This is a genomic window from Kribbella sp. NPDC059898, from assembly GCF_042730855.1.
Taxonomy (GTDB): Bacteria; Actinomycetota; Actinomycetes; order Propionibacteriales; family Kribbellaceae; genus Kribbella.
This window is the reverse complement of the sequence record NZ_JBHWKR010000003.1, coordinates 39394-58691: the sequence shown is the minus strand read 5'-3', so window position 1 is coordinate 58691 and position 19298 is coordinate 39394. Positions and strand designations below refer to the sequence as shown.

The window sequence follows — 19298 nt, the reverse complement described above, 5'->3', positions numbered from 1 at the left end:
CCCCGCTGCCCCCCGACTCGTCAGGTCCGATCCGCGGCCGCATCCCCTGGCCGACGAGGCGCAACAACACCGCCCGGAGGACACATTCCATGGCTGATGTATCACGTGCGCCGTTCGACGGGCCGGAGCCGATTGCACCAGGCGCCGTACGTACCCGGCCGGGGACGATCGTGCTGAACGCGGACCGGTCGGACGACGAGCGGTTGCGATTGGTGGTGGTCAATGCGGGTGATCGGCCGATTCAGGTTGGGTCTCATCTGCACCTGCCGGAGGCGAACTCGGCGTTGGAGTTCGATCGGGAGGCTGCGCGGGGGTTTCGGCTGGACATCCCGTCGGGTACGTCGCAGCGGTTCGAGCCGGGCGCGTCGCGAGAGGTCGCACTGGTCGCACTCCGCGGCAACCGCCGGGTGCCCGGGATCCAGGTGAAGACGGCGGCGGACGCCGAGCTCGGTCCGGTGCGCCATGGTTGAGATCTCGCGGGCGGCGTACGCCGCGTTGTACGGGCCGACCGTCGGCGACCAGGTGCGGCTCGGGGACACCGACCTGTGGATCGAGGTGGAGCGGGACCTCACCGTCGGCGGTGAAGAGGTGGTGTTCGGCGGCGGGAAGTCGATCCGGGAGTCGATGGCGCAGGGTACGGCGACCCGCGCGGACGGGGCGCCGGACACCGTGATCACCAACGTGCTGGTGGTCGACTGGTGGGGCATCGTCCGGGCCGACGTCGGCATCCGGGACGGGCGGATCGTCGCGCTCGGGCGGGCCGGGAACCCGGACATCGCGGACGGCGTACACCCGGACCTCCGGATCGGCCCGTCCACGGACGTGATCGCCGGCGAGGGCCGGATCCTCACCGCGGGCGCGATCGACTCGCACGTCCACCTGCTCTCCCCGTCGCAGCTGCACGAGGCGCTCGCCACCGGGATCACCACGATCGTCGGCGGCGGTACCGGCCCGAGCGAAGGGTCGAAGGCCACCACGGTCACCCCCGGCGCCTGGCACCTCGAGAAGATGCATCGCGCGCTGGACGCCGTACCGCTGAACGTGCTGCTGCTTGGCAAGGGCAACACCGTCAGTGCCGAAGCGCTCGCCGAGCAGGCGCTCGCGGGCGCGGCCGGGTACAAGGTGCACGAGGACTGGGGCTCGACGCCGACGGCGATCGACTCCGCGCTGCGGGCCGCGGACGAGTGGGGTCTCCAGGTCGCGCTGCACGCGGACAGCCTGAACGAGGCCGGGTATGTCGAGTCCACGCTGAACGCGATCGCGGGGCGCGGCATCCACGCGTTCCACGTCGAGGGCGCGGGTGGCGGGCATGCGCCGGACATCCTGTCGATCGCGTCGTACCCGCATGTCATCCCGGGCTCGACCAACCCGACGTTGCCGCACACTGTCAACACGGTCGCCGAGCATCTGGACATGCTGATGGTCTGCCACCACCTCAGCCCGGACGTGCCGGAGGACCTGGCGTTCGCGGAGTCCCGGATCCGCGCCACCACGATCGCGGCCGAGGATATCCTGCACGACCTCGGCGCGCTGTCCGTCACGTCGTCGGACGCGCAGGCGATGGGCCGGATCGGCGAGGTGATCACCCGGACCTGGCAGGTCGCGCACGTGATGAAGCACCGGCGCGGGCCGCTCGGCTCGGTCGCGGACAACGAGCGGGTACGGCGGTACGTCGCGAAGTACACGATCAACCCGGCGATCGCGCACGGTATCGACCATGTCGTCGGATCCGTCGAGGAAGGGAAGCTCGCGGACCTGACGCTCTGGGATCCGCGGTACTTCGGTGTCCGCCCGAACCTGGTGATCAAGGGCGGCGCGATCGCGTGGGCGGCGCTCGGCGACCCGAACGCGTCGATCCCGACGCCGCAGCCGGTGCTGATGCGGCCCGCGTTCGGGGACGCGATCGGGGCGGAGCTGTCGTACACGTTCGTGTCGCCGGCGGCGCTGGACGACGGGCTGGCGGGGCGGCTCGGGTTGCGGCGGCAGCTGCTCGGCGTACGGCCGACGCGTGGGGTCACGAAGGCGGACCTGAAGAACAACGACGCGTTGCCGCGGATCGACATCGATCCGGAGACGTTCGCGATCGAGGTCGACGGCGAGCTGATCGAACCGGCACCGGCGGCGGTGCTGCCGCTCGCTCAGTTGTATTCGATGTTCTGATGAGCGCCCCCGAACTGGTCGCCCTGATGCTGGCCGACGGCCGCCTGCCGACCGGCGGCCACACCCAGTCCGCCGGCCTGGAACCCGCGGTCCGCGCCGGACTAGGTGCCGACGGCAAGCGACTCGCCGACGTCGCGGACTACGCCCGCGACCGCCTCCGCACAGTCACCCGGGTCGAGGCCGCCACCGCCGTCGTCACCCGCCACCTCGTCCTCACACCACCGACTCGTGTGGAACGGCTGCGACCCGATCCGCCGAGTCGTGGATTCGGGTCGGGAAATGCGGGGATTCACGACCCCGATCCACGACTCGCCGAAGGGGGTGCGGCCGGGTGGGAGGTGGTTGGGCAGGCCCGGGCGGATTGGGCGGGGAGTCAGGTGGCGCGGGGGGTGTCGCGACCGACGGACGCGGCCGGGTGGGAGGTGGTTGGGCAGGCCCGGGCGGATTGGGCGGGGAGTCAGGTGGCGCGGGGGGTTTCGCGAACGACGGACGCGGCCGGGTGGGAGGTGGTTGGGCGGACTCGGGCGGCTTGGGCGGGGAGTCAGGTGGCGCGGGGGGTTTCGCGAACGACGGACGCGGCGGGGTGGGAGGTGGTTGAGGGGGCTTGGGGGGCTCGGACGAGCAGTCAGGTGGTGCGCGGGGTGTCGCGGCGGCAGGGGCGGTTGTTGCTTCGGGTGGCTCGGCGGGTTTGGCCCGCGGTGGCCGAGTATCTGCCGGACGATGCGGAGGTGCCGCGGCCGATCGTGCTCGGGGTGGTTGCTGCGGTCAACGGGTTGTCGGCGGAGCAGTTGGCGCGGGTGGTCGCGTACGAGGATGCGCAGACCGTGATCTCCGCCTCGCTCAAGTTGCTTCCGGTGGATCCGGCGGAGGCGGCGACCTGGCTCGCCGGGCTTGACGACGACATCGAGCGGCTCGTCAAGGACGTCGCGCCGCTCACCGAACCGGACGCGATCCCGGCCGGCGGCGCCCCGCTGATCGACCTGTTCGCCCACCAGCACGCGACCGAGAGAATGAGGCTGTTCCATGCCTGACACCCGCTCCTTCCGCCTCGGCGTCGCCGGGCCGGTCGGCACCGGCAAGAGCTCGCTGATCGCGACCGTCTGCCGCGAACTGTCCGCCGAACTCCGGCTCGGCGTGATCACCAACGACATCTACACCGACGAGGACGCCCGCCTGCTGAAGGCCGCCGGCGTCCTCGACCCCGACCGCATCCGCGCGGTCGAGACCGGCGCCTGCCCGCACACCGCGATCCGCGACGACGTCACCCCGAACCTGATCGCGGTCGAGGACCTCGAACGCGACTTCGCCCCGCTCGACGTGGTCCTGGTCGAGTCCGGCGGCGACAACCTGACCGCGACCTTCTCCCCCGCCCTCGTCGATGCGCAGATCTTCGTACTCGACGTGGCCGGCGGCGGCGACGTCGCCCGCAAGGGCGGACCGGGGATCGCGCGAGCCGACCTGCTGATCGTCAACAAGACCGACCTCGCGCCGTACGTCGAGGTCGACGTCGAGCAGATGGTCCGCGACGCCGAAGCCGCCCGCGACGGCAAACCGGTCATCGCGCTGTCCCGCACGGACCCCGCCTCGGTCGCCCGCCTCACGGACTGGGTCCGCTCGATGCGGTCCGCCGTACGCACCGGAGATCACACCCCCGTGGACCCCGGCCCGATGGCGCCGCACTCCCACACCGGCGAGAACGGCGAGGTCGTTGTCCACACGCATTGACGTCGTCGCCGACCCGGTCCGCGATCGGTGCCTGCTGACGACCGGCCACCTCTCCCCGCGCCAACTGCCTGGGCGCGCAGGCGTCGTCCGCGTCGCGCTGGTACAGGCCGGGGCCCTCCTGCTCGCGGGTGACGAAGTACGGATGGAGGTCGTCGTCGCGGGCGCCGTCCGGCTTGAGATCGTCGAGACCGCCGGAACCGTTGCCTACGGCATGCGTGGCGGCTCGGCCCGCTGGGACGTCGACATCACGCTGACCGACGGCGCAAGCCTCCAGTGGTACGGCGAACCGTTCGTCGTCGCCGCCGACGCCGACGTGACCCGTACGACGACCGTACGGCTCGCGGCGGGCTGCACCGCCCAACTCCGCGAGTCCCTCGTACTCGGGCGGCAGGGCGAACTCGGCGGCGCGCTGCACACGTCCACCCGCGCGTGGCTAGCCGGCGAACCGCTCCTCGCCGAGGACCTCGACCTCTCGCCCGCAGCACGCACCGGCTGGGCGGTCCTGGGCACCGCCCGCTGCCTCGACACCGTCACCACCCTCGGCTTCCGCCTGCCCGACGACCCACAGACCCTGCAACTCGAGGGCCCGGGCTCGATCGCCCGCCAACTCGTCCAGGAGCAACACCAGAGCACCTTGGACTGCCCCATCGGGCACAGTCACACCCTGCAACCCTGAACATCACTTGCCGTGCCCTTCGCGCCGTGCCAAACCAGCGTTTGAGCTCGGAAGGACACCGCAGATCCCTCTCCCCGCACGGGAAGCTACAAGAACGTCGACAGGAGCAGGGTCATGCCGAGGCCCATTACCGAGATCACCGTCTCCATCACCGACCAGGTCTTGATGGTCTCGCCCACGGTCATGCCGAAGTACTCCTTCACCAGCCAGAAGCCGGCGTCGTTGACATGCGAGAAGAACAGCGAGCCGGCACCGATCGCGAGCACGACCAAGGCGATGTGTGTGGTGCTGAGGCCGGTCGCCAACGGGGCGACGATGCCGGCCGCGGTCACGGTCGCGACGGTCGCGGAACCGGTGGCGAGCCGGATCAGTACGGCGACGATCCAGCCGAGCAGCAACGCCGACAGGTTCGCGGCGATGGCGATCTTCGCGATCGCGGTGCCGGTGCCGCCGTCCACCAGGACCTGCTTGAAGCCGCCGCCGGCGCCGACGATCAGCATCACGCCGGAAATCGGCAGCAGGCTCTCGCCGATCTTGCGGCTCAGCTCGGGAACGCCGAAGCCGACCGCGGTGCCGAACGTGTACATCGCCAGCAGTACGGCGATCAGCAGCGCGACCACCGGGTCGCCGATGAACTGCAGCACCGGGTAGATCGCGTTGTCCTTGCTCATCCACACGTCCGACGCGGCCTTGATCAGCATCAGCGCGACCGGCAGCAGGACGGTGGCCAGCGTCGCGGCGAAGCTCGGCGTCCGGGTCCGCGTCGTACCGGCCGCGGGCTGCGGTGCGGCGTGCTGCGGGCCATGGGTCGTCTGCTCCGGCGCGTCGTGCGCGGCCGCGTGCGGCGCCGGCTCGGAGTCGTGGTGACCGGAGCCGACCTCGAGCGCGGCACCGGCGGCGCCGATCGGCACCCACTTCGCGGCCAGCCGACCGAACAGCGGGCCGGCCACGATCACGGTCGGGATCGCCACCAGCAGGCCGAGCGCGAGCGTGATGCCGACGTTGCCCTTCAGTACGCCGATCGCGGCCAGCGGACCGGGGTGCGGCGGCACGAAGCCGTGCAGCACCGAGAGGCCGGCCAGGGCCGGGATGCCGAGCAGCATCGCGCGGGCGCCGGTCCGGCGGACCGCGAGCACCACCACCGGGATCAGCAGCACCAGGCCGATCTCGAAGAACATCGGGATGCCGATGATGAACGCGATCAGCGCCATCTTCCACGGCAGGCCACCGGGCTTGCCGCGCAGCAACGTGTCGACGACCTGGTCCGCGCCGCCGGAGTCGGCGAGCAGCTTCCCGACCATCGCACCGAGCGCGATCAGTACGCCGACGTACCCGAGGACACTGCCGACGCCGTTCTCGTAGGACTTCGTGACGTCGCCGGCCGCGATCCCGGACGCGACGCCGACGAACAGCGCGCCGATCGTCAGCGAGAGGAACGCGTGCACCTTGAGCGCGACGATCAGTACGACGATGATCGCGATGCCGAGCACCGCCATGATCAGCACCCGGGTGTCGTGCCCGTTCCACGGCGCGTGCACGTCCGCCTCTGCCACCAGCGGAAGACCGACTTCATACGCGAGACCCATAGCTCTCCTTCGGTCGCGACCCCCACTTCGCAGTTTGCCACCAACCCCTGGATTCCGCCGGGCGGCGCGGCGCAGTCGTCGTGCCGAACCAGAGGGAGCGGCCAACGAGCGTGAGCCGGTCTTTCTGCGGCGATCTGCGCGGCGCATGATGGTGACGTGAACACCTGCTGGTGTTGCGGCAACGAACGCGACGAGCGCGAACTGGTCGGCCTCGGGCTGCACCCGGAAGTCCAGATCTGCCTGCGGTGCACGGTCGCGCTCTGGCAGCGCGGCCGCGAACGCGAGGACCTGCTCCGGCCGGGCCCGCTGACGAACGTGCGGACCGGCGTACGGCGGTCGCGTGAGCTGGTGATGCGGCACGGCTGGCACCGGCTGCCCGTTGTCGGCGCCCTCCTGCGACGGCTCAACCGGCACCTTCCGTAACTGCTGCCAGGAGCGGGACGGCCGAGGTCTTGCGGTCGAATTATCGATCACTTACAGTCTGGCCCAGCGGCCGAAATGTGATCGATAACTTTTCTCCGGAGCTGCACGTCGCGCGACCTCCCCGCCCATGTGAGGACCAACCGTCATGCCCAGACATCGCTTCTTCCGACCCTTGCTCGCCGGCCTGGTGGCGGCGACCGCGACCGTCGCGGGACTGCCGTCCGTCGGCGCCCCGCCCAGCACACCGACGTACTCGAATCCCTTGATGAGCGACATTGCCCAGGCGTTCTCCGACGCCGGGCTGATCCGCGCCAAGGACGGCGCCTGGTACGCGTACGCGACCAACACCAGCCTGACCCGCGAGAACGCCCAGAACGGCGGACCGCAGCACCTGATCCCGATGGTCCGCTCCACCGACCTCGTGCACTGGACGTTCCTCGGCGACGCGTTCAGCCAGGCGAACCATCCGCAGTGGGCCGGCTGGCCGCAGAAGGGGTACTGGGCGCCCGACGTCCGGTACGTCGACGGCGAGTACTACATGTACTACTCCGCTCCCGGCTCCACCTCGCTCGACGCCGCGATCGGCCTGGCCACCGCGCCGACCCCGGCCGGACCGTGGACCGACATCGGTCACCCGGTCGTGAACTTCGTGAAGGACAGCGAGGTGATGGAGATCGACCCGATGATGTTCATCGACTCCGACGGCACGAAGTACCTGTACTACGGCTCGTTCCGCAAGGGCGGCATCCACGTCGTCAAGCTCACCGCCGACGGTCGCAACACGGTCGGCGAGTCCACGCAGGTCGTCTCCGGCGAACGCGGTGAAGGCACCTGGGTCCAGAAGCGTGGGCCTTGGTACTACCTCTTCTACTCCGGCTACGGCTGCTGCATGGGCACCGACGGCGGTGGCGGCTACCCGGTGCTCGCCGGGCGGTCCACCTCCCCCACCGGACCGTTCGTCGACGAGAACGGCCGATCGCTGACGTCCACCCAGCCGGGCGGCTCCATCGTCAACTCGTTCAACGGCAACTCGCTGAACGCGACCGGCCACAACGCGATCACCGTGGACCGCTCCGGCCAGGAGTGGAACATCGTGAACTCCGACATCCGCGCGGACCGTACCTGGGGCGGCCGTCCGCAGTCGATGGACCGCCTGGACTGGGTCGGCGGGTGGCCGACGGTCCGCGCCGGGCAGTGGACGTCCGACACACCGCAGGCAGCGCCCGATGCGGCGTGGACGGTCGGCAGCTCGTTCGACTCGTCCGACTCGTCCGACATGGCCTGCTGGCGTTCGTTGTCCGGTGACTGGACCAGCAACGACGGGTACGCGGCCTCCACGTCGCCGTCCGGGCTGCTCGTCAGTCAGAAGAGCGGAACGGCGGACTACCGCATCGAGGCCGATCTACGAACGTCGTCCGGTCCGGCCGGTGTCGTGTTCGGGTATCGCTCGCCCCGCAACTACGCCGTTGCCTGGCTCGACCCGCAGCGCGGCGTGCTCCGCGTCGAGCAGCGCGTCGGCGGCAAGCTCGTCGGTACGACGGAACGCCCGCTGTACCAGGGATTCCGGTACGACACCTGGCACTCGGTCACCGTCGAGGTGCGCAACGGCCGCGCCGCGGTCCAGGTCGCACCGTCGATCGGCGACAACCCGCTCGGCGAGATCGACGTGCAGCTCGCGCCCGGGCTGAGCGGTCCGGCGCAGTTCGGACTGACCGGTACGGCGGAGGGTGACAACCTCGCGATGACCAAGCTGTACCAGCCGGTGACGCACAAGATCGCCGATCCCAAGGTCGGTCCGCTGCTCCCGGCGTACAGCGATGAGTTCACCGGGACGGACGCCAACTGGCAGTGGACGGGCGTGAACCAGGGCCAGGTCGCGGACGGCCGGCTCAACTGGGACACGCAGGCGACGAACCTCAGCACCGACGCTACCGTCGCGCTGCGGGACGCGCCGGAGGGCGACTTCACGGTGGAGACCAAGCTGACGCTGCCGTTCGCCAGTACGACGGGCAACGGCCGCGCCGGACTGATCGCGTGGACCTCGCGGACCAGTTCGTTGCAGCTGGCACCTACCCGGACGAACGCCGTACAGCAGACGTTCCTGTGGCCGGGGGCCGACCCGAGCCCGTGGCCGGAGGCGATCCAGCTCGGGCCGAGCGCGGACACGATGTGGCTGCGGTTGCGGCACACCACGCGGGACGGGCAGCACCTCTTCCAGGCGGCGACCAGTCTGGACGGGAAGCACTGGCAGTGGGGCAGCTACTGGTACCTGCCGGCCGGGCCGTTGAAGTTCGGGCTGATCTCGATGGGCGGCGCCGGGTCGACCGCGCACTTCGACTACGTGCGGACGTACGGGGCGGCTTCATGACGCTCACACGCCGTACGCTGCTCGCGAGCGGAGCGGCCGGGGTGTTCGCCGCGGGGTTGTTGCCGGGGCTTCCGGCGTTCGCGGCGCCGGCCGACGAGGACGGGTACGACCTCTGGCTTCGCTATCGTCGCCTGCCCGACAGCGACGACCTCGCCCGGCACCTCACCGCGCCGGTCCTCACCTCACCCGACACTCCGCCGGTCCTCACCTCACCCGACACCCCGCCGGTGGCGAGGATCAGCGGCGGCGGCCGGCGGAGTCCGCCGGGCCTGTGGTCTCCCGGAAGACTATCTCGGTGGGGGCCGCGGGCAACGGTTCCGGTTCTGGTTCGTTGCGGAGGGCGGCGATCAGGCGGCGCATGCCGTGGCGGCCGGAGGACTCGCGGTCGACGCGGACGGTCGAGAGGGCCGGCGTACCGTAGCGGACCAGCGTGAGATCGTCCCATCCCGTGACGCTGACGTCGTCCGGCACGCGCCACCCGCGCTCCAGCGCGCCCCGCAGTACCCCGGCCCCGATGTGGTCACTCGCCGCAACGATCGCCGTCACCGGCGTGTCGTCCGCCAACGACCGCACCGCGGCCATGCCGGTCTCCGGATGCCACGGACCGTCGTACACACCATGCGACCGCAACCCCAGCCGCTCACATGCCTTCACATACCCCGACCGCCGCAGCTGCGCCGACTTCCAGTCCTGCGGACCCGCCACATGGAAGAACTCCCGGTGCCCGAGCGCCGCCAACCGCTCGACCAGCTCCTCCATCGTCGCCTCGTCCGTCGCCACCGCCTCGACCGCCCGCAACCGATCGTCGAACTCGTCGGTCTGTACGACGACCCCGCCCGCCTTCACGGTCAACGGCGTCACCGACAGCACGCCGTCCACCTGCCCGCGCCCGAGGATGTCCTCCGCCAACCGGCTCAGCGCGGCCGGGTCCTCGTCCACCCCGATCACGATCTCCACCTGGTACCCGAGCCGCTGCGCCTCCGCACACGCCGCCTCGACGGTCCGCTCCGGACCGGTCCACCCCGGCAGGATGATCGCCACCACCCCGGTACTCCGGGTCCGCATCGCCCGCGCCGTCAGGTTCGGCCGGTACCCGAGTTCCTCCACCGCCGCCTTGATCCGCGCCGACGGGTCCACCCCGACTGTCGGATCGGCCCGCAGGTACCGCGACACCGTCTGATGCGAAACGCCCGCCAGCGCGGCCACGTCGTACATCGTCGGCCGCCGCTGCACACTCATACGCGCAACGATACGGGTGCCTCAGTCAGCCGAGGACAGCAACCGATCGAGCACCTCACCCGCCTCGTCGTACCCGGCGTCGGCGATCCGTTGCAGCTCAGGCAGATCGCGAGCGGCCGCCGCGCGCCTGGTCAGCAGCTCTCCGGCGTGCAGGCATCCCTCGTCCAGGAGGTCGCTCAGCTCCGGTACGTCGTCACGCGCGTCGGCCAGGTCGGCGAGCCGGTCCAGTGCGCGCTCGTTGCCGTCGTCGGCGAGGGCGCGGAGGGTTTCACGGTCGAACGTCGTCATACGGCGAGCCTGTGGCCTTGCCCCTGGGGAAAGGTCAAGCTGGTCCTGTGATCACGATCGGCCAGCTGGCGCAGTACGTCGGTGTCTCGACCAAGACGATCCGGGTCTACCACGCGAAGGGCCTGCTCGCGGAGCCGCCGCGGGACGCGTCCGGGTACCGCCGGTACACCGCGCAGGACCTCGTCGAGCTGATCAAGATCCGCACGCTCGCCGAGTCCGGCCTGCCGCTCGCCCGGATCGCGCGGCTCACCGCCGGCTCGGCGGACGACCTCCGGTCGGCGGCCGCCGCCGCGGAGGCGGAGCTGTCGGCCCGCATCGACCGCCTGCTCGAGACCCGCGGCCGACTCCATGAGCTTGCTACCGGCAACAGCCCGTTCCTGCCCGGCGACGTCGAGCAGCACCTGCGGCGGCTGCACGAGCTCGGGTTCTCGGACCGCTGGATCGCGCTGGAGCGGGACCTGTGGATCCTCACGTTCGCCACCGATCCGGCGACCGCGCACCGCTACTTCGTCGACCAGGCCGACGCGCAGGCGGATCCCGTTCTGGGGCAGCTGTATCTGGAGTGCGACCGCGCCCACGACCTGTCGCCCGACGACCCCGCGCTCGACGACCTCGCCGTACGGATCGTCGACGCGTCGCTCGCCCGCTACCCCGCCGAGGAGCTGCGTGAACAGCTCGCCGACGCGGCGCTCCCCCAGTTCGTCCAGGCCTCGGTCAACGCCGGCTCGCCGGCCTGGGAGCGGCTCGACACGCTGATCCGGCGCGGGCTCAGCCGACGTGTACCCACGGCCGGTTCGGGCGGTTCGGCTCGGCCCGGCGGAGGACCTCGCGAGTGACAGGTGGTACGTCGCCCTCGCCGGAGATCAGGTACCGGAACAGGAAGTGGAACGGGTTGCCCTCGGCCCAGGCGAAGTAGATGTGCGGCATCACCTGCCAGTCGTCGCGGATCTTCAGCAGCAGTGCGGCGATCGCGTTCGGGACGCTCGGGCTGTCGACGCGCAGGATCTTGTAACCGAACCGCTCCTCGCCGCGGACGTCCAGCTCGGTCTCGAACTGCGACGCGTCGGTCAGCGTCACCTCGAGGAACAGGATCGGCGGCCCCTCCGGCAGGTTCCGCACCTCGCGCTGCTCGGCCTCCTTCTCCTGGTACTCCGCCTCGTCGCGGTCGTCCGGCTCGTTCGCGATGATCCGCGGGTCGCCGTGCTCGGCGCCGGCCGAGATCAGCCGGCACGCCTCCTCGTCGAAGCGGACCTCGGTCGCGCGCAGCTCCAGCGACCGGGTGGCGCGCGAGATCAGCGAGGTGAGGACGATCGCGACGATGAAGAACGACGCGATCTGGACGCCGTCCGGCCGCTCGATGATGTTCGCGATCGTGGTGTAGAGCAGCACCAGGCTGATCACGGCGAACCCGACGGTCTTGAACCGCTCGCGGTTCCGCCGCGCCGACAACGTCACCGCGATCGACGCGGACATGATCAGCACCAGTACGCCGGTCGCGTACGCGCCGCCCTGTGCGTCGACGTTCGCCTTGAACAGCAGCGTGATCACGAACCCGATCACCGCGAACACCAGGACCAGCGGCCGGGTCGCCCGCGCCCAGTCCGGCACCATGCCGTACCGCGGGAGGTACCGCGGCACGATGTTCAGCAGCCCGGCCATCGCGGACGCGCCGGCGAACCACAGGATCAGGATCGTGCTCACGTCGTACACCGTCCCGAAGACGTTGCCGAGGTGCTCGTGCGCGAGGTAGGCCAGCGCTCGCCCGGACGCGGAGCCGCCGGCCTTGAACTCGTCCGCGGGGATCAGCACGATCGTCGTGAAACTGCTGGTGATCAGGAACCCGCTCATGATCAGCGCCGCGGTGGTGAGCAGCTTGCGGGTGTTGCGGATCCGGGTCGCGGGGTGCGCCGGGTCGTCGTCGGCCGCGCCGTCGACCTGCGGCATCACCGCGACCCCGGTCTCGAACCCGGACAGGCCGAGGGCGAGCTTCGGGAACACCACCAGCGAGATGCCGATCATCACCCAGATGTTCGAGTGCTGGGTCGTCAGCATCCCGCGCCAGTTGGTGACCACTTCGGGGGCGGTGATCACGTGCCAGAGCGCGTTCCCGACCACGATCAGGTTCAGGCCCAGGTAGATCCCGACCAATGCGACCGCGATCCCGATCGCCTCGCCGAACCCGCGCAGGAACACCCCGGCGAGCAACGCCAGCAACAGCAGGGTGATGATCACTTCCTTGCCGTGCAGCCACTGCGGGACGTACGGGTTCTCGACCACGTGCGCGGTGGCGTCCGCCGCGGACAGGGTCATCGTGATGATGAAGTCGGTCGCCATGAAGCCGAGCAGTACGAGGATCGTGAACTTGCCCTTCCAGCGGCCGAGCAGCCGGTCGAGCATCGCGATCGAGCCCTCGCCGTGCGGGCTCTCCGCCGCCACCCGCCGGTACACCGGCAGCGCGCCGAGCAGCGTCAGCAGCACGAGGATCAACGTCGCCACCGGCGCGAGCAGGCCGACGGCCGCCGCGGCGATCGCCGGCTGGTAACCGAGCGTCGAGAAGTAGTCGACACCGGTCAGGCACATCACCTTCCACCACCGGTGCGTCGGATGCGGCGCCGGGCGGTGCGGGCCCTGGTGCCCGACGGGCCGGTCGTGCAGCAACCACGCGAGGACCTTGCCGTGGGTAGGCGGCGGCACACCGACCGTCTCGTTCTCACGCGTTTCTGTCACCGCTGGGAGCCTAACCAGCAGGTCAGGGACCCTCCGCGGTTTCTAACGCGTCTCTAACAGGTATGTCGGCAGCGCCACTACGGCTCGAAGCGGTAGCCCATGCCGGGTTCGGTGATCAGGTGGTCGGGGCGGGCGGGGTCGAGTTCGAGTTTGCGGCGGAGCTGCGCCATGTACACGCGCAGGTAGTTCGTCTCGGCCTCGTAGCCGGGGCCCCAGACGTCGTGCAGGAGCTGTTTCTGGCCGATCAGCTTGCCCGGGTTCCGGACCAGGATCTCCAGCAGGTTCCACTCGGTGGGCGTCAGCCGTACGTCGCCTTCCGCGGTGGTGGCGCGTTTCGCGGCGAGGTCGATCATGAAGGCCGCCGTACGGACGGTGGCCGCGCCCGGGTCGGCCGTCGTACGGCGGAGCGCGGCGCGGATCCGGGCCAGCAGTTCATCCATCCCGAACGGCTTGGTGACGTAGTCGTCGGCGCCCGCATCGAGGGCGGCGACTTTGTCCGCCTGGGCGTCGCGGGCGGACAGTACGACGATCGGCGCGGTGCACCAGCCGCGCAGCCCGTGGACGACCTCGACACCGTTGATGTCGGGCAGTCCGAGGTCGAGGATGACGAGGTCGGGCGGCCGCTTGCCGGCGGTCGCGAGCGCGGAGGTCCCGTCGGCGGCGGTGTCGACCTCGTAGTGCCGGGCGCGCAGGTTGATCGCCAGCGCGCGGAGCAGGCGGCGGTCGTCGTCGACGATCAGGACCCGACTCATGGTGCCACCGGCAACGTCACGGTCATGGTCAGGCCGCCGCCCGGCGTCGGCCCCGGGGTGAGCGATCCGGCCATCGCCTCGGTGAATCCACGGGCGATCGCGAGGCCCAGCCCGACACCGCCGTCGGCGGGATTGTCCCCGAGCCGCTGGAACGGCGTGAACATCCGCGCGAAGTCCTCCTCCGGTACGCCGGGACCGGCGTCGACCACGGTCACGCGTACGGCGTCACCGTCGTGCGACGCGCCGACCCGGACGGCCGCCGTACCGTAGCGGCGGGCGTTGTCGACCAGGTTCGCGATCACCCGTTCGAGCAGACCCGCGTCCGCGAGCACGAGCGGCAGATCATCCGGTACGTCGACCACGACAGCCTCCCGCGGTACGCCGACCAGGGCCTTGCCGACGATCTCGTCGAGGACCAGCGGACGCAGGTCGACGCTGAGCGCGCCGGCCTGCAGGCGGCTCATCGCGAGCAGGTTGGAGATCAGGTCGTCGAGACGGTCCGCGCTGTCCTCGATCGTCTCCAGCAGCTCGCCCTGCTCGTCCGGGCTCCACGCGACGTCGCTCTGCCGCAGGCTCGAAACAGCCGCCTTGATACCGGACAGCGGCGTTCGGAGGTCGTGCCCGACGGCAGCTAGCAGGGCGGCGCGGAGCTTATCGACCTCGGCGAGCTGGGCCGCCTCACCCGCCAGCACCCGGTCCTCCCAGGCCCGCGCCGCCGCGGCGGCCAGCCGGGTCAGCAGCTTCCGGTCCTCAGCGAACAGTTCGGGGCCTTCGGCAACCATCAGCAGGCCGTCGCGGGCCGGGACCGAGATGACCGGGCTGCCGTGCAACGGCGGACCGGCGAGCGCGACCTGGTCGTCACCGCGCAGCAGGGCGACCGAGACCATGCCGAAGGTCTCCCGGACCTCCTCCAGAACGGCGTTCAGCGAGTCGCCGGTCACCGGCTCGGCGGTGAGCCGGGACAGCACCTCCGCCTCGCTGCGGCTGCGCGCGGCCGCGATCCGGCGGCTGGCCGCGAGATCCACCGTGACGCTGACCGTCACCGCGACGATCACGAACACCAACAGCGCGATGATGCTGTCGCGCTGCTCGACGGCGAACGTGTGGTACGGCGTGGTGAAGAAGAAGTTTGCCAGCAGCACCGATCCGAGGGCGGCCACGACGCCGGGCAGGACGCCGCCGGTGGCCGCGATCAGTACGACGAGCAGCAGGTACAGCAACAGGATGCTTTCCAGCGCGAGACTGTCCCGGACCGGCACCAGGACGATCGTCAGGACCGGCAGACTGCCGACGACCAGGCCGAGGCCCGTCCACAGGCGGGTCCGTCGACCGTGCCGGGTCGGCATCGTCCTGCCGGCTGACCGGCCGGCAGCATCCGGCCCGCGGTCCTGCTCCACGATGCCACTGTGGCACGCCCAGCCATCACACGGGAGCCCCTCGCCGCGGCCTGCTCACCGGGACCGCCGCCGGCGGCACGGCACGCCGCGCCTCGAGGCCTTCCGCGGAGCCGAGCTGCCACGGCACGTTGATCACCATCACCCCCGGCTGGAACAGCAGCCGGGCCTTCAACCGCAGCGCGCTCTGGTTGTGCAGCAGCGCCTCCCACCAGTGCCCCACGACGTACTCCGGGATGAACACCGCGACGAGGTCCCGCGGACCGGTCCGGCGGATGTCCTTCACGTACTCGAGCACCGGTCCGGTGACATCGCGGTACGGCGAATGCAGCACCTTCAACGGCACCGGGATGTCCCGCTCGGTCCACTCCAGCAGCAACGCGTCGGAGGCCTCCGGGTCGGTCGCGACCGTCACCGCGGTCAGCGAGGTCGGACGGGTCGCCCGCGCGTAGGCGAGCGCCCGCAGGGTCGGGGTGTGCAGCCTCGAAACGAGGACGATCGCGAACACCCGCGGCGGCAGCGTGACGCCGCCCGGGCCCGGGGTCAGCTCGACCTCGACGCGTTCGTAGTACCGCCGGATGCCCTTCATCAGCGCGAAGACCGCCGGCATCGCGATCACCACGATCCACGCGCCGTGCGTGAACTTGGTGATCAGCACGATCACCAGCACGACCGCGGTGAAGACCGCGCCGAGCGCGTTGATCGCCCGCGACCGGTGCATCGCCGCCGAGGGTGTCTCGCGCAGCAGCCGGGTCCAGTGCACGACCATCCCGGCCTGGCTGAGCGTGAACGACACGAAGACGCCGATGATGTACAGCTGGATGAGCCGCGTCGTACTCGCCTGGAACACCCAGATCAGCAAGCCGGCCAGCGCCGACAGGATGACGATGCCGTTGCTGTAGACCAGCCGGTCCCCGCGCCGGGAGAACTGCCGCGGCAGGAACCCGTCGTGCCCGAGCAGCGACGCCAGGATCGGGAACCCGTTGAACGCCGTGTTCGCGGCCAGCACCAGGATCGCCGCGGTGAACGCCTGCGCCGCGAAGAACCCGATCGAGTGGTACCCGCCGAACACCGCGCCGGCCACCTGCGCGATCACGGTGCGTTGCTGGTAACCGTCCGGAGCCCCGATCAGCCGCGCGGGGTTGTCGCTCACGTGAACGTGCGAGCTGAGCGCCAGCACCGTCAGGCCGGCGAACATCGCGACCGTCAGCCCGCCCATCATCGCGAGCGTCGCCGCCGCGTTGTTGCTCTTCGGCGGCTTGAAGTTCGGCACGCCGTTGCTGACCGCCTCCACCCCGGTCAACGCCGTACATCCCGAGGCGAACGCCCGCAGCGCGAGCAGCAGGAAGGCCAGGCCGGTCACGTGGCTCGCCGGGACGATGCCGTACGACGCGGACTCGGCCCGCGGGGCGTCCCCGGCGAGGATGCGGACGAGGCCGACCACGATCATCACCAGGACGACCGCGATGAACCCGTACGTCGGGACCGCGAACGCCGTACCGGACTCCTTCACGCCCCGCAGGTTCATCAGCGCGAGCACCGCGATCATCCCGATCGACACCGCCACCGCGTGCGGCGCCAGGACCGGGATCGCCGAGACGATGTTCTGTACGCCGGCCGCGACCGACACCGCGACCGTCAGCACGTAGTCGACGAGCAGCGCGCTGGCCGCGACCAGCGACGCGTTCCGGCCGAGGTTCGCCCGGCTCACGGCGTACGCGCCGCCGCCGCTCGGGTACGCGTGGCAGGTCTGCCGGTACGACGCGACGACCACGATCAGCAACGCGATGACTGCCGCCGCGACCCACGGCGCGACGTACAGCGATGCCAGCCCGCCCAGGCTGAGCATCAGCAGGATCTCCTCGGTGGCGTAGGCGTTCGAGGACAACGCGTCGCTGCAGAACACCGGCAGCGCCAGCTTCTTCGGCAGCAGCGTGTCGCCCAGCCACTCGCTCCGCAGCGGCCGGCCGACGAGCAAGCGCTTCGGGATCTCGAGCACCTTCACGCCACCAGCCAACTGCGGAGCGATCCGTCAGACCCGGATCTTGACGCGCTCTTGACGCCTACCGCACCGATCTTGACGCCCCGTTGACGGCTCTGTCATGTGAGGTGGTGAACCTCCTGGAGGGCGTAGACAGGCGTGGGGAGGTTCTCGTAGCGGGCCTTGAGTTGAAGGGAGAGGTAGAGGGAGTAGTGGCGCGACTGGTTCAGGTTGCCGCCGTGGAACCAGAGAGCCTCCTGCTGGGTCGGTTTCCACATGTTGCGCTGCTCGCCCTCCCACGGGCCGGGGTCCTTGGTGGTGTCGGAGCCGAGGCCCCAGCACTTGCCGACGGCATCGGCCACCTCCGGCGAGATGAGGTCCGCGGCCCAGCCGTTCATCGAGCCGTAGCCGGTCGCGTAGACGACGAGGTCGGCCGGCAGCGTCGTACCGTCCGCCAGCACGACGGCGTCCTCGGTGAGGTGTGAGACCTGGCCGTGGGCGAGCTTCACGTCGCCGTTCGCCACCAGGTCCGCGGCGCCGACGTCGATGTAGTAGCCCGAGCCGCGGCGCAGGTACTTCATGAACAGGCCCGATCCGTCGTCGCCCCAGTCGTGCTCGAAGCCGGACGCCTCCAGCCGCGCGTAGAAGTCCTTGTCCTTCTCGGCCATCGCCTGGTACGCCGGGATCTGGAACTCGTGCAGGATCCGGTACGGGATCGACGCGAAGATCAGGTCCGCCTTCTCGGTCGTCACGCCGGCCGCGAGCGCACGCTCGGAGTACAGGTCACCAAGGCCGTACTCCATCAGCGAGTCGCTCTTCACGATGTGCGTGCTGGACCGCTGCACCATCGTGACGTCCGCGTCGTGTTCCCACAGTGCGCCGCAGATGTCGAAGCTGCTGTTGTTCGACCCGATCACCACACAGCGCTTCCCGGCGTACGCGTCCGGGCCGGGGTGTGCCGACGAGTGGTGCTGGTCGCCGCGGAACACGTCCTGGCCGGGCAGTTTCGGGACATTCGGCTTCCCGGACATGCCGGTCGCGAGCACCAGCTGCTTCGGGCGCAGCGTCAGCTCCCGGCCGTCGCGTTCGATCACCACGGTCCATTCGCCGTCGGCGTACGACGCGGACTTCGCGACCGTGCTCGACCAGTACGGGACCTCCATCGTCTGCACGTACGACTCGAGCCAGTCGCCGATCTTGTCCTTCGGCGCGAACACGGGCCAGTTGTCCGGGAACTTCAGGTACGGCAGGTGGTCATACCAGACCGGATCGTGCAGACACAGCGACTTGTACCGGTTCCGCCACTGGTCCCCCGGCCGCGGCTGCTTGTCGATCACCAGCGCCGGTACGCCGAGTTGCCGCAGCCGCGCACCGAGCGCGATCCCGCCCTGCCCGCCGCCGACCACCAGCACGTACGGCTGCTCGGCCGACCCGAGCGTCTCCGCCTCGGCCTGACGCTTCTCCTTCCACGTCTGCCGGTTCTTGTCAGCGCCGTGCTGCGCACCCATCGGCCGCCGTACGCCGCGCGGCTCCTCGTACCCCTTGAGCTCCCGCAGCGTGGTGAGCATGGTCCAGGCCTTGTCCTGCCCGTCCTCCTCCACGAGCCGGACCAGCCCGCCGCCGCGCCCGACGCCGGTCTCGAACTCGAACCACGCGGTGATCACCCCGTCCGCCGCCGTGGCCGGCTCCGTCAGCCGGAACCCGCCCGGATCGGCGTTCTCCAGGGTGTTGGTCAACAGGTCCGCGACACCGTCCGGGTTCTCGACGGTCTTCAGGTTCCACGTGAACGCGACCAGGTCGCGCCAGAAGCTGGTGGTCGCGAACAGGCCCGCCGCCCGAGGTACGTCGCGCGCCCGCAGCGCGTCCTCGAACGCGGTCAACCAGTTCGTGGCCCGGTCGTCTGCCGACAGCTGACTGGTCGGCTTCTCCTCGGTCTGAGTCATGAGGTCAGGACACCGCCCGCCGCCTTGTCCCGGCCA

The 19298-nt window shown here is 70.4% G+C and carries 16 protein-coding genes; 8 read left to right on the top strand and 8 right to left on the bottom strand.

From position 1 onward, the window contains the following. The first annotated feature begins 89 nt into the window (after positions 1-89). The 5 genes from ureB to ACFV9C_RS10330 are packed head-to-tail and all read left to right on the top strand — an operon-like array spanning position 90 to position 4561. The gene (ureB, locus tag ACFV9C_RS10350; RefSeq protein WP_380192399.1) at positions 90-470 is read left to right on the top strand and encodes an urease subunit beta; all 381 of its coding nucleotides are present in this window, start codon (positions 90-92) and stop codon (positions 468-470) included. Next, the gene (locus ACFV9C_RS10345; protein WP_380192397.1) at positions 463-2160 is read left to right on the top strand and encodes an urease subunit alpha; all 1698 of its coding nucleotides are present in this window, start codon (positions 463-465) and stop codon (positions 2158-2160) included. Before ureB ends, ACFV9C_RS10345 begins: the two co-directional genes overlap by 8 nt. Next, entirely contained in the window at positions 2160-3191 is a 1032-nt protein-coding gene (locus ACFV9C_RS10340; RefSeq protein WP_380192395.1) for an urease accessory protein UreF, read from the top strand. Before ACFV9C_RS10345 ends, ACFV9C_RS10340 begins: the two co-directional genes overlap by 1 nt. Continuing rightward, the gene (gene ureG / locus ACFV9C_RS10335; RefSeq protein WP_380192393.1) at positions 3184-3885 is read left to right on the top strand and encodes an urease accessory protein UreG; all 702 of its coding nucleotides are present in this window, start codon (positions 3184-3186) and stop codon (positions 3883-3885) included. The genes ACFV9C_RS10340 and ureG overlap by 8 nt, the downstream gene beginning before the upstream one ends. Further along, positions 3869-4561 (top strand): urease accessory protein UreD, encoded by a 693-nt coding sequence (locus ACFV9C_RS10330; protein ID WP_380192392.1) that lies wholly within the window; start codon positions 3869-3871, stop codon positions 4559-4561. Before ureG ends, ACFV9C_RS10330 begins: the two co-directional genes overlap by 17 nt. A gap of 86 nt (positions 4562-4647) precedes the next feature. Here ACFV9C_RS10330 and ACFV9C_RS10325 read toward each other — a convergent pair whose 3' ends face one another. After that, positions 4648-6057 (bottom strand): SLC13 family permease, encoded by a 1410-nt coding sequence (locus ACFV9C_RS10325; RefSeq protein ID WP_380193536.1) that lies wholly within the window; start codon positions 6055-6057, stop codon positions 4648-4650. Positions 6058-6303: 246 nt separating this feature from the next. On the opposite strand from ACFV9C_RS10325, the gene ACFV9C_RS10320 reads away from it, so the two are divergent. Both ACFV9C_RS10320 and ACFV9C_RS10315 read left to right on the top strand, forming a co-directional pair. Further along, a complete protein-coding gene (locus tag ACFV9C_RS10320; RefSeq protein WP_380192391.1) occupies positions 6304-6570 on the top strand; it encodes a hypothetical protein in 267 nt (88 codons plus the stop codon). 145 nt (positions 6571-6715) lie between these two features. Further along, complete coding sequence (locus ACFV9C_RS10315; protein WP_380192390.1) at positions 6716-8938, top strand: family 43 glycosylhydrolase; 2223 nt, start codon at positions 6716-6718, stop codon at positions 8936-8938. Between the two features lie 237 nt (positions 8939-9175). Here ACFV9C_RS10315 and ACFV9C_RS10310 read toward each other — a convergent pair whose 3' ends face one another. Next, on the bottom strand, positions 9176-10177 hold the full coding sequence (locus tag ACFV9C_RS10310; RefSeq protein ID WP_380192387.1) for a LacI family DNA-binding transcriptional regulator: 1002 nt from the start codon (positions 10175-10177) through the stop codon (positions 9176-9178). A 21-nt stretch (positions 10178-10198) separates the two neighbouring features. Then, entirely contained in the window at positions 10199-10465 is a 267-nt protein-coding gene (locus tag ACFV9C_RS10305) for a hypothetical protein (protein WP_380192386.1), read from the bottom strand. 47 nt (positions 10466-10512) lie between these two features. Between ACFV9C_RS10305 and ACFV9C_RS10300 the strand changes: the two genes are divergently transcribed. Continuing rightward, entirely contained in the window at positions 10513-11301 is a 789-nt protein-coding gene (locus tag ACFV9C_RS10300; protein ID WP_380192384.1) for a MerR family transcriptional regulator, read from the top strand. Here the strand turns inward: ACFV9C_RS10300 and ACFV9C_RS10295 are convergent. From ACFV9C_RS10295 to ACFV9C_RS10275, 5 genes are all read right to left on the bottom strand, one after another. Beyond that, entirely contained in the window at positions 11234-13192 is a 1959-nt protein-coding gene (locus ACFV9C_RS10295) for an amino acid transporter (protein WP_380192382.1), read from the bottom strand. The genes ACFV9C_RS10300 and ACFV9C_RS10295 overlap by 68 nt on opposite strands. Positions 13193-13269: 77 nt before the next feature. After that, positions 13270-13944: a response regulator gene (locus ACFV9C_RS10290; RefSeq protein ID WP_380192381.1), complete on the bottom strand. Its 675-nt coding sequence runs from the start codon at positions 13942-13944 to the stop codon at positions 13270-13272. After that, a complete protein-coding gene (locus tag ACFV9C_RS10285) occupies positions 13941-15341 on the bottom strand; it encodes a DUF4118 domain-containing protein (RefSeq protein ID WP_380192380.1) in 1401 nt (466 codons plus the stop codon). Before ACFV9C_RS10285 ends, ACFV9C_RS10290 begins: the two co-directional genes overlap by 4 nt. A gap of 25 nt (positions 15342-15366) precedes the next feature. Continuing rightward, positions 15367-17343 (bottom strand): APC family permease, encoded by a 1977-nt coding sequence (locus ACFV9C_RS10280; RefSeq protein WP_380192378.1) that lies wholly within the window; start codon positions 17341-17343, stop codon positions 15367-15369. A gap of 95 nt (positions 17344-17438) precedes the next feature. Next, positions 17439-19262, bottom strand: a complete 1824-nt coding sequence (locus ACFV9C_RS10275) for a flavin-containing monooxygenase (protein ID WP_380192376.1) — start codon at positions 19260-19262, stop codon at positions 17439-17441. Positions 19263-19298: the final 36 nt, after the last annotated feature.

Excerpts from the sequence above, each read along its gene's own strand:
- ACFV9C_RS10325 (WP_380193536.1), bottom strand. The coding sequence starts at position 6,057 with ATGGCGGTGCTCGGCATCGCGATCATCGTCGTACTGATCGTCGCGCTC.
- ACFV9C_RS10315 (WP_380192390.1), top strand. The coding sequence starts at position 6,716 with ATGCCCAGACATCGCTTCTTCCGACCCTTGCTCGCCGGCCTGGTGGCG.
- ACFV9C_RS10290 (WP_380192381.1), bottom strand. The coding sequence starts at position 13,944 with ATGAGTCGGGTCCTGATCGTCGACGACGACCGCCGCCTGCTCCGCGCG.
- ACFV9C_RS10340 (WP_380192395.1), top strand. The coding sequence starts at position 2,160 with ATGAGCGCCCCCGAACTGGTCGCCCTGATGCTGGCCGACGGCCGCCTG.
- ACFV9C_RS10310 (WP_380192387.1), bottom strand. The coding sequence starts at position 10,177 with ATGAGTGTGCAGCGGCGGCCGACGATGTACGACGTGGCCGCGCTGGCG.
- ureG (WP_380192393.1), top strand. The coding sequence starts at position 3,184 with ATGCCTGACACCCGCTCCTTCCGCCTCGGCGTCGCCGGGCCGGTCGGC.
- ureB (WP_380192399.1), top strand. The coding sequence starts at position 90 with ATGGCTGATGTATCACGTGCGCCGTTCGACGGGCCGGAGCCGATTGCA.
- ACFV9C_RS10345 (WP_380192397.1), top strand. The coding sequence starts at position 463 with ATGGTTGAGATCTCGCGGGCGGCGTACGCCGCGTTGTACGGGCCGACC.
- ACFV9C_RS10305 (WP_380192386.1), bottom strand. The coding sequence starts at position 10,465 with ATGACGACGTTCGACCGTGAAACCCTCCGCGCCCTCGCCGACGACGGC.
- ACFV9C_RS10275 (WP_380192376.1), bottom strand. The coding sequence starts at position 19,262 with ATGACTCAGACCGAGGAGAAGCCGACCAGTCAGCTGTCGGCAGACGAC.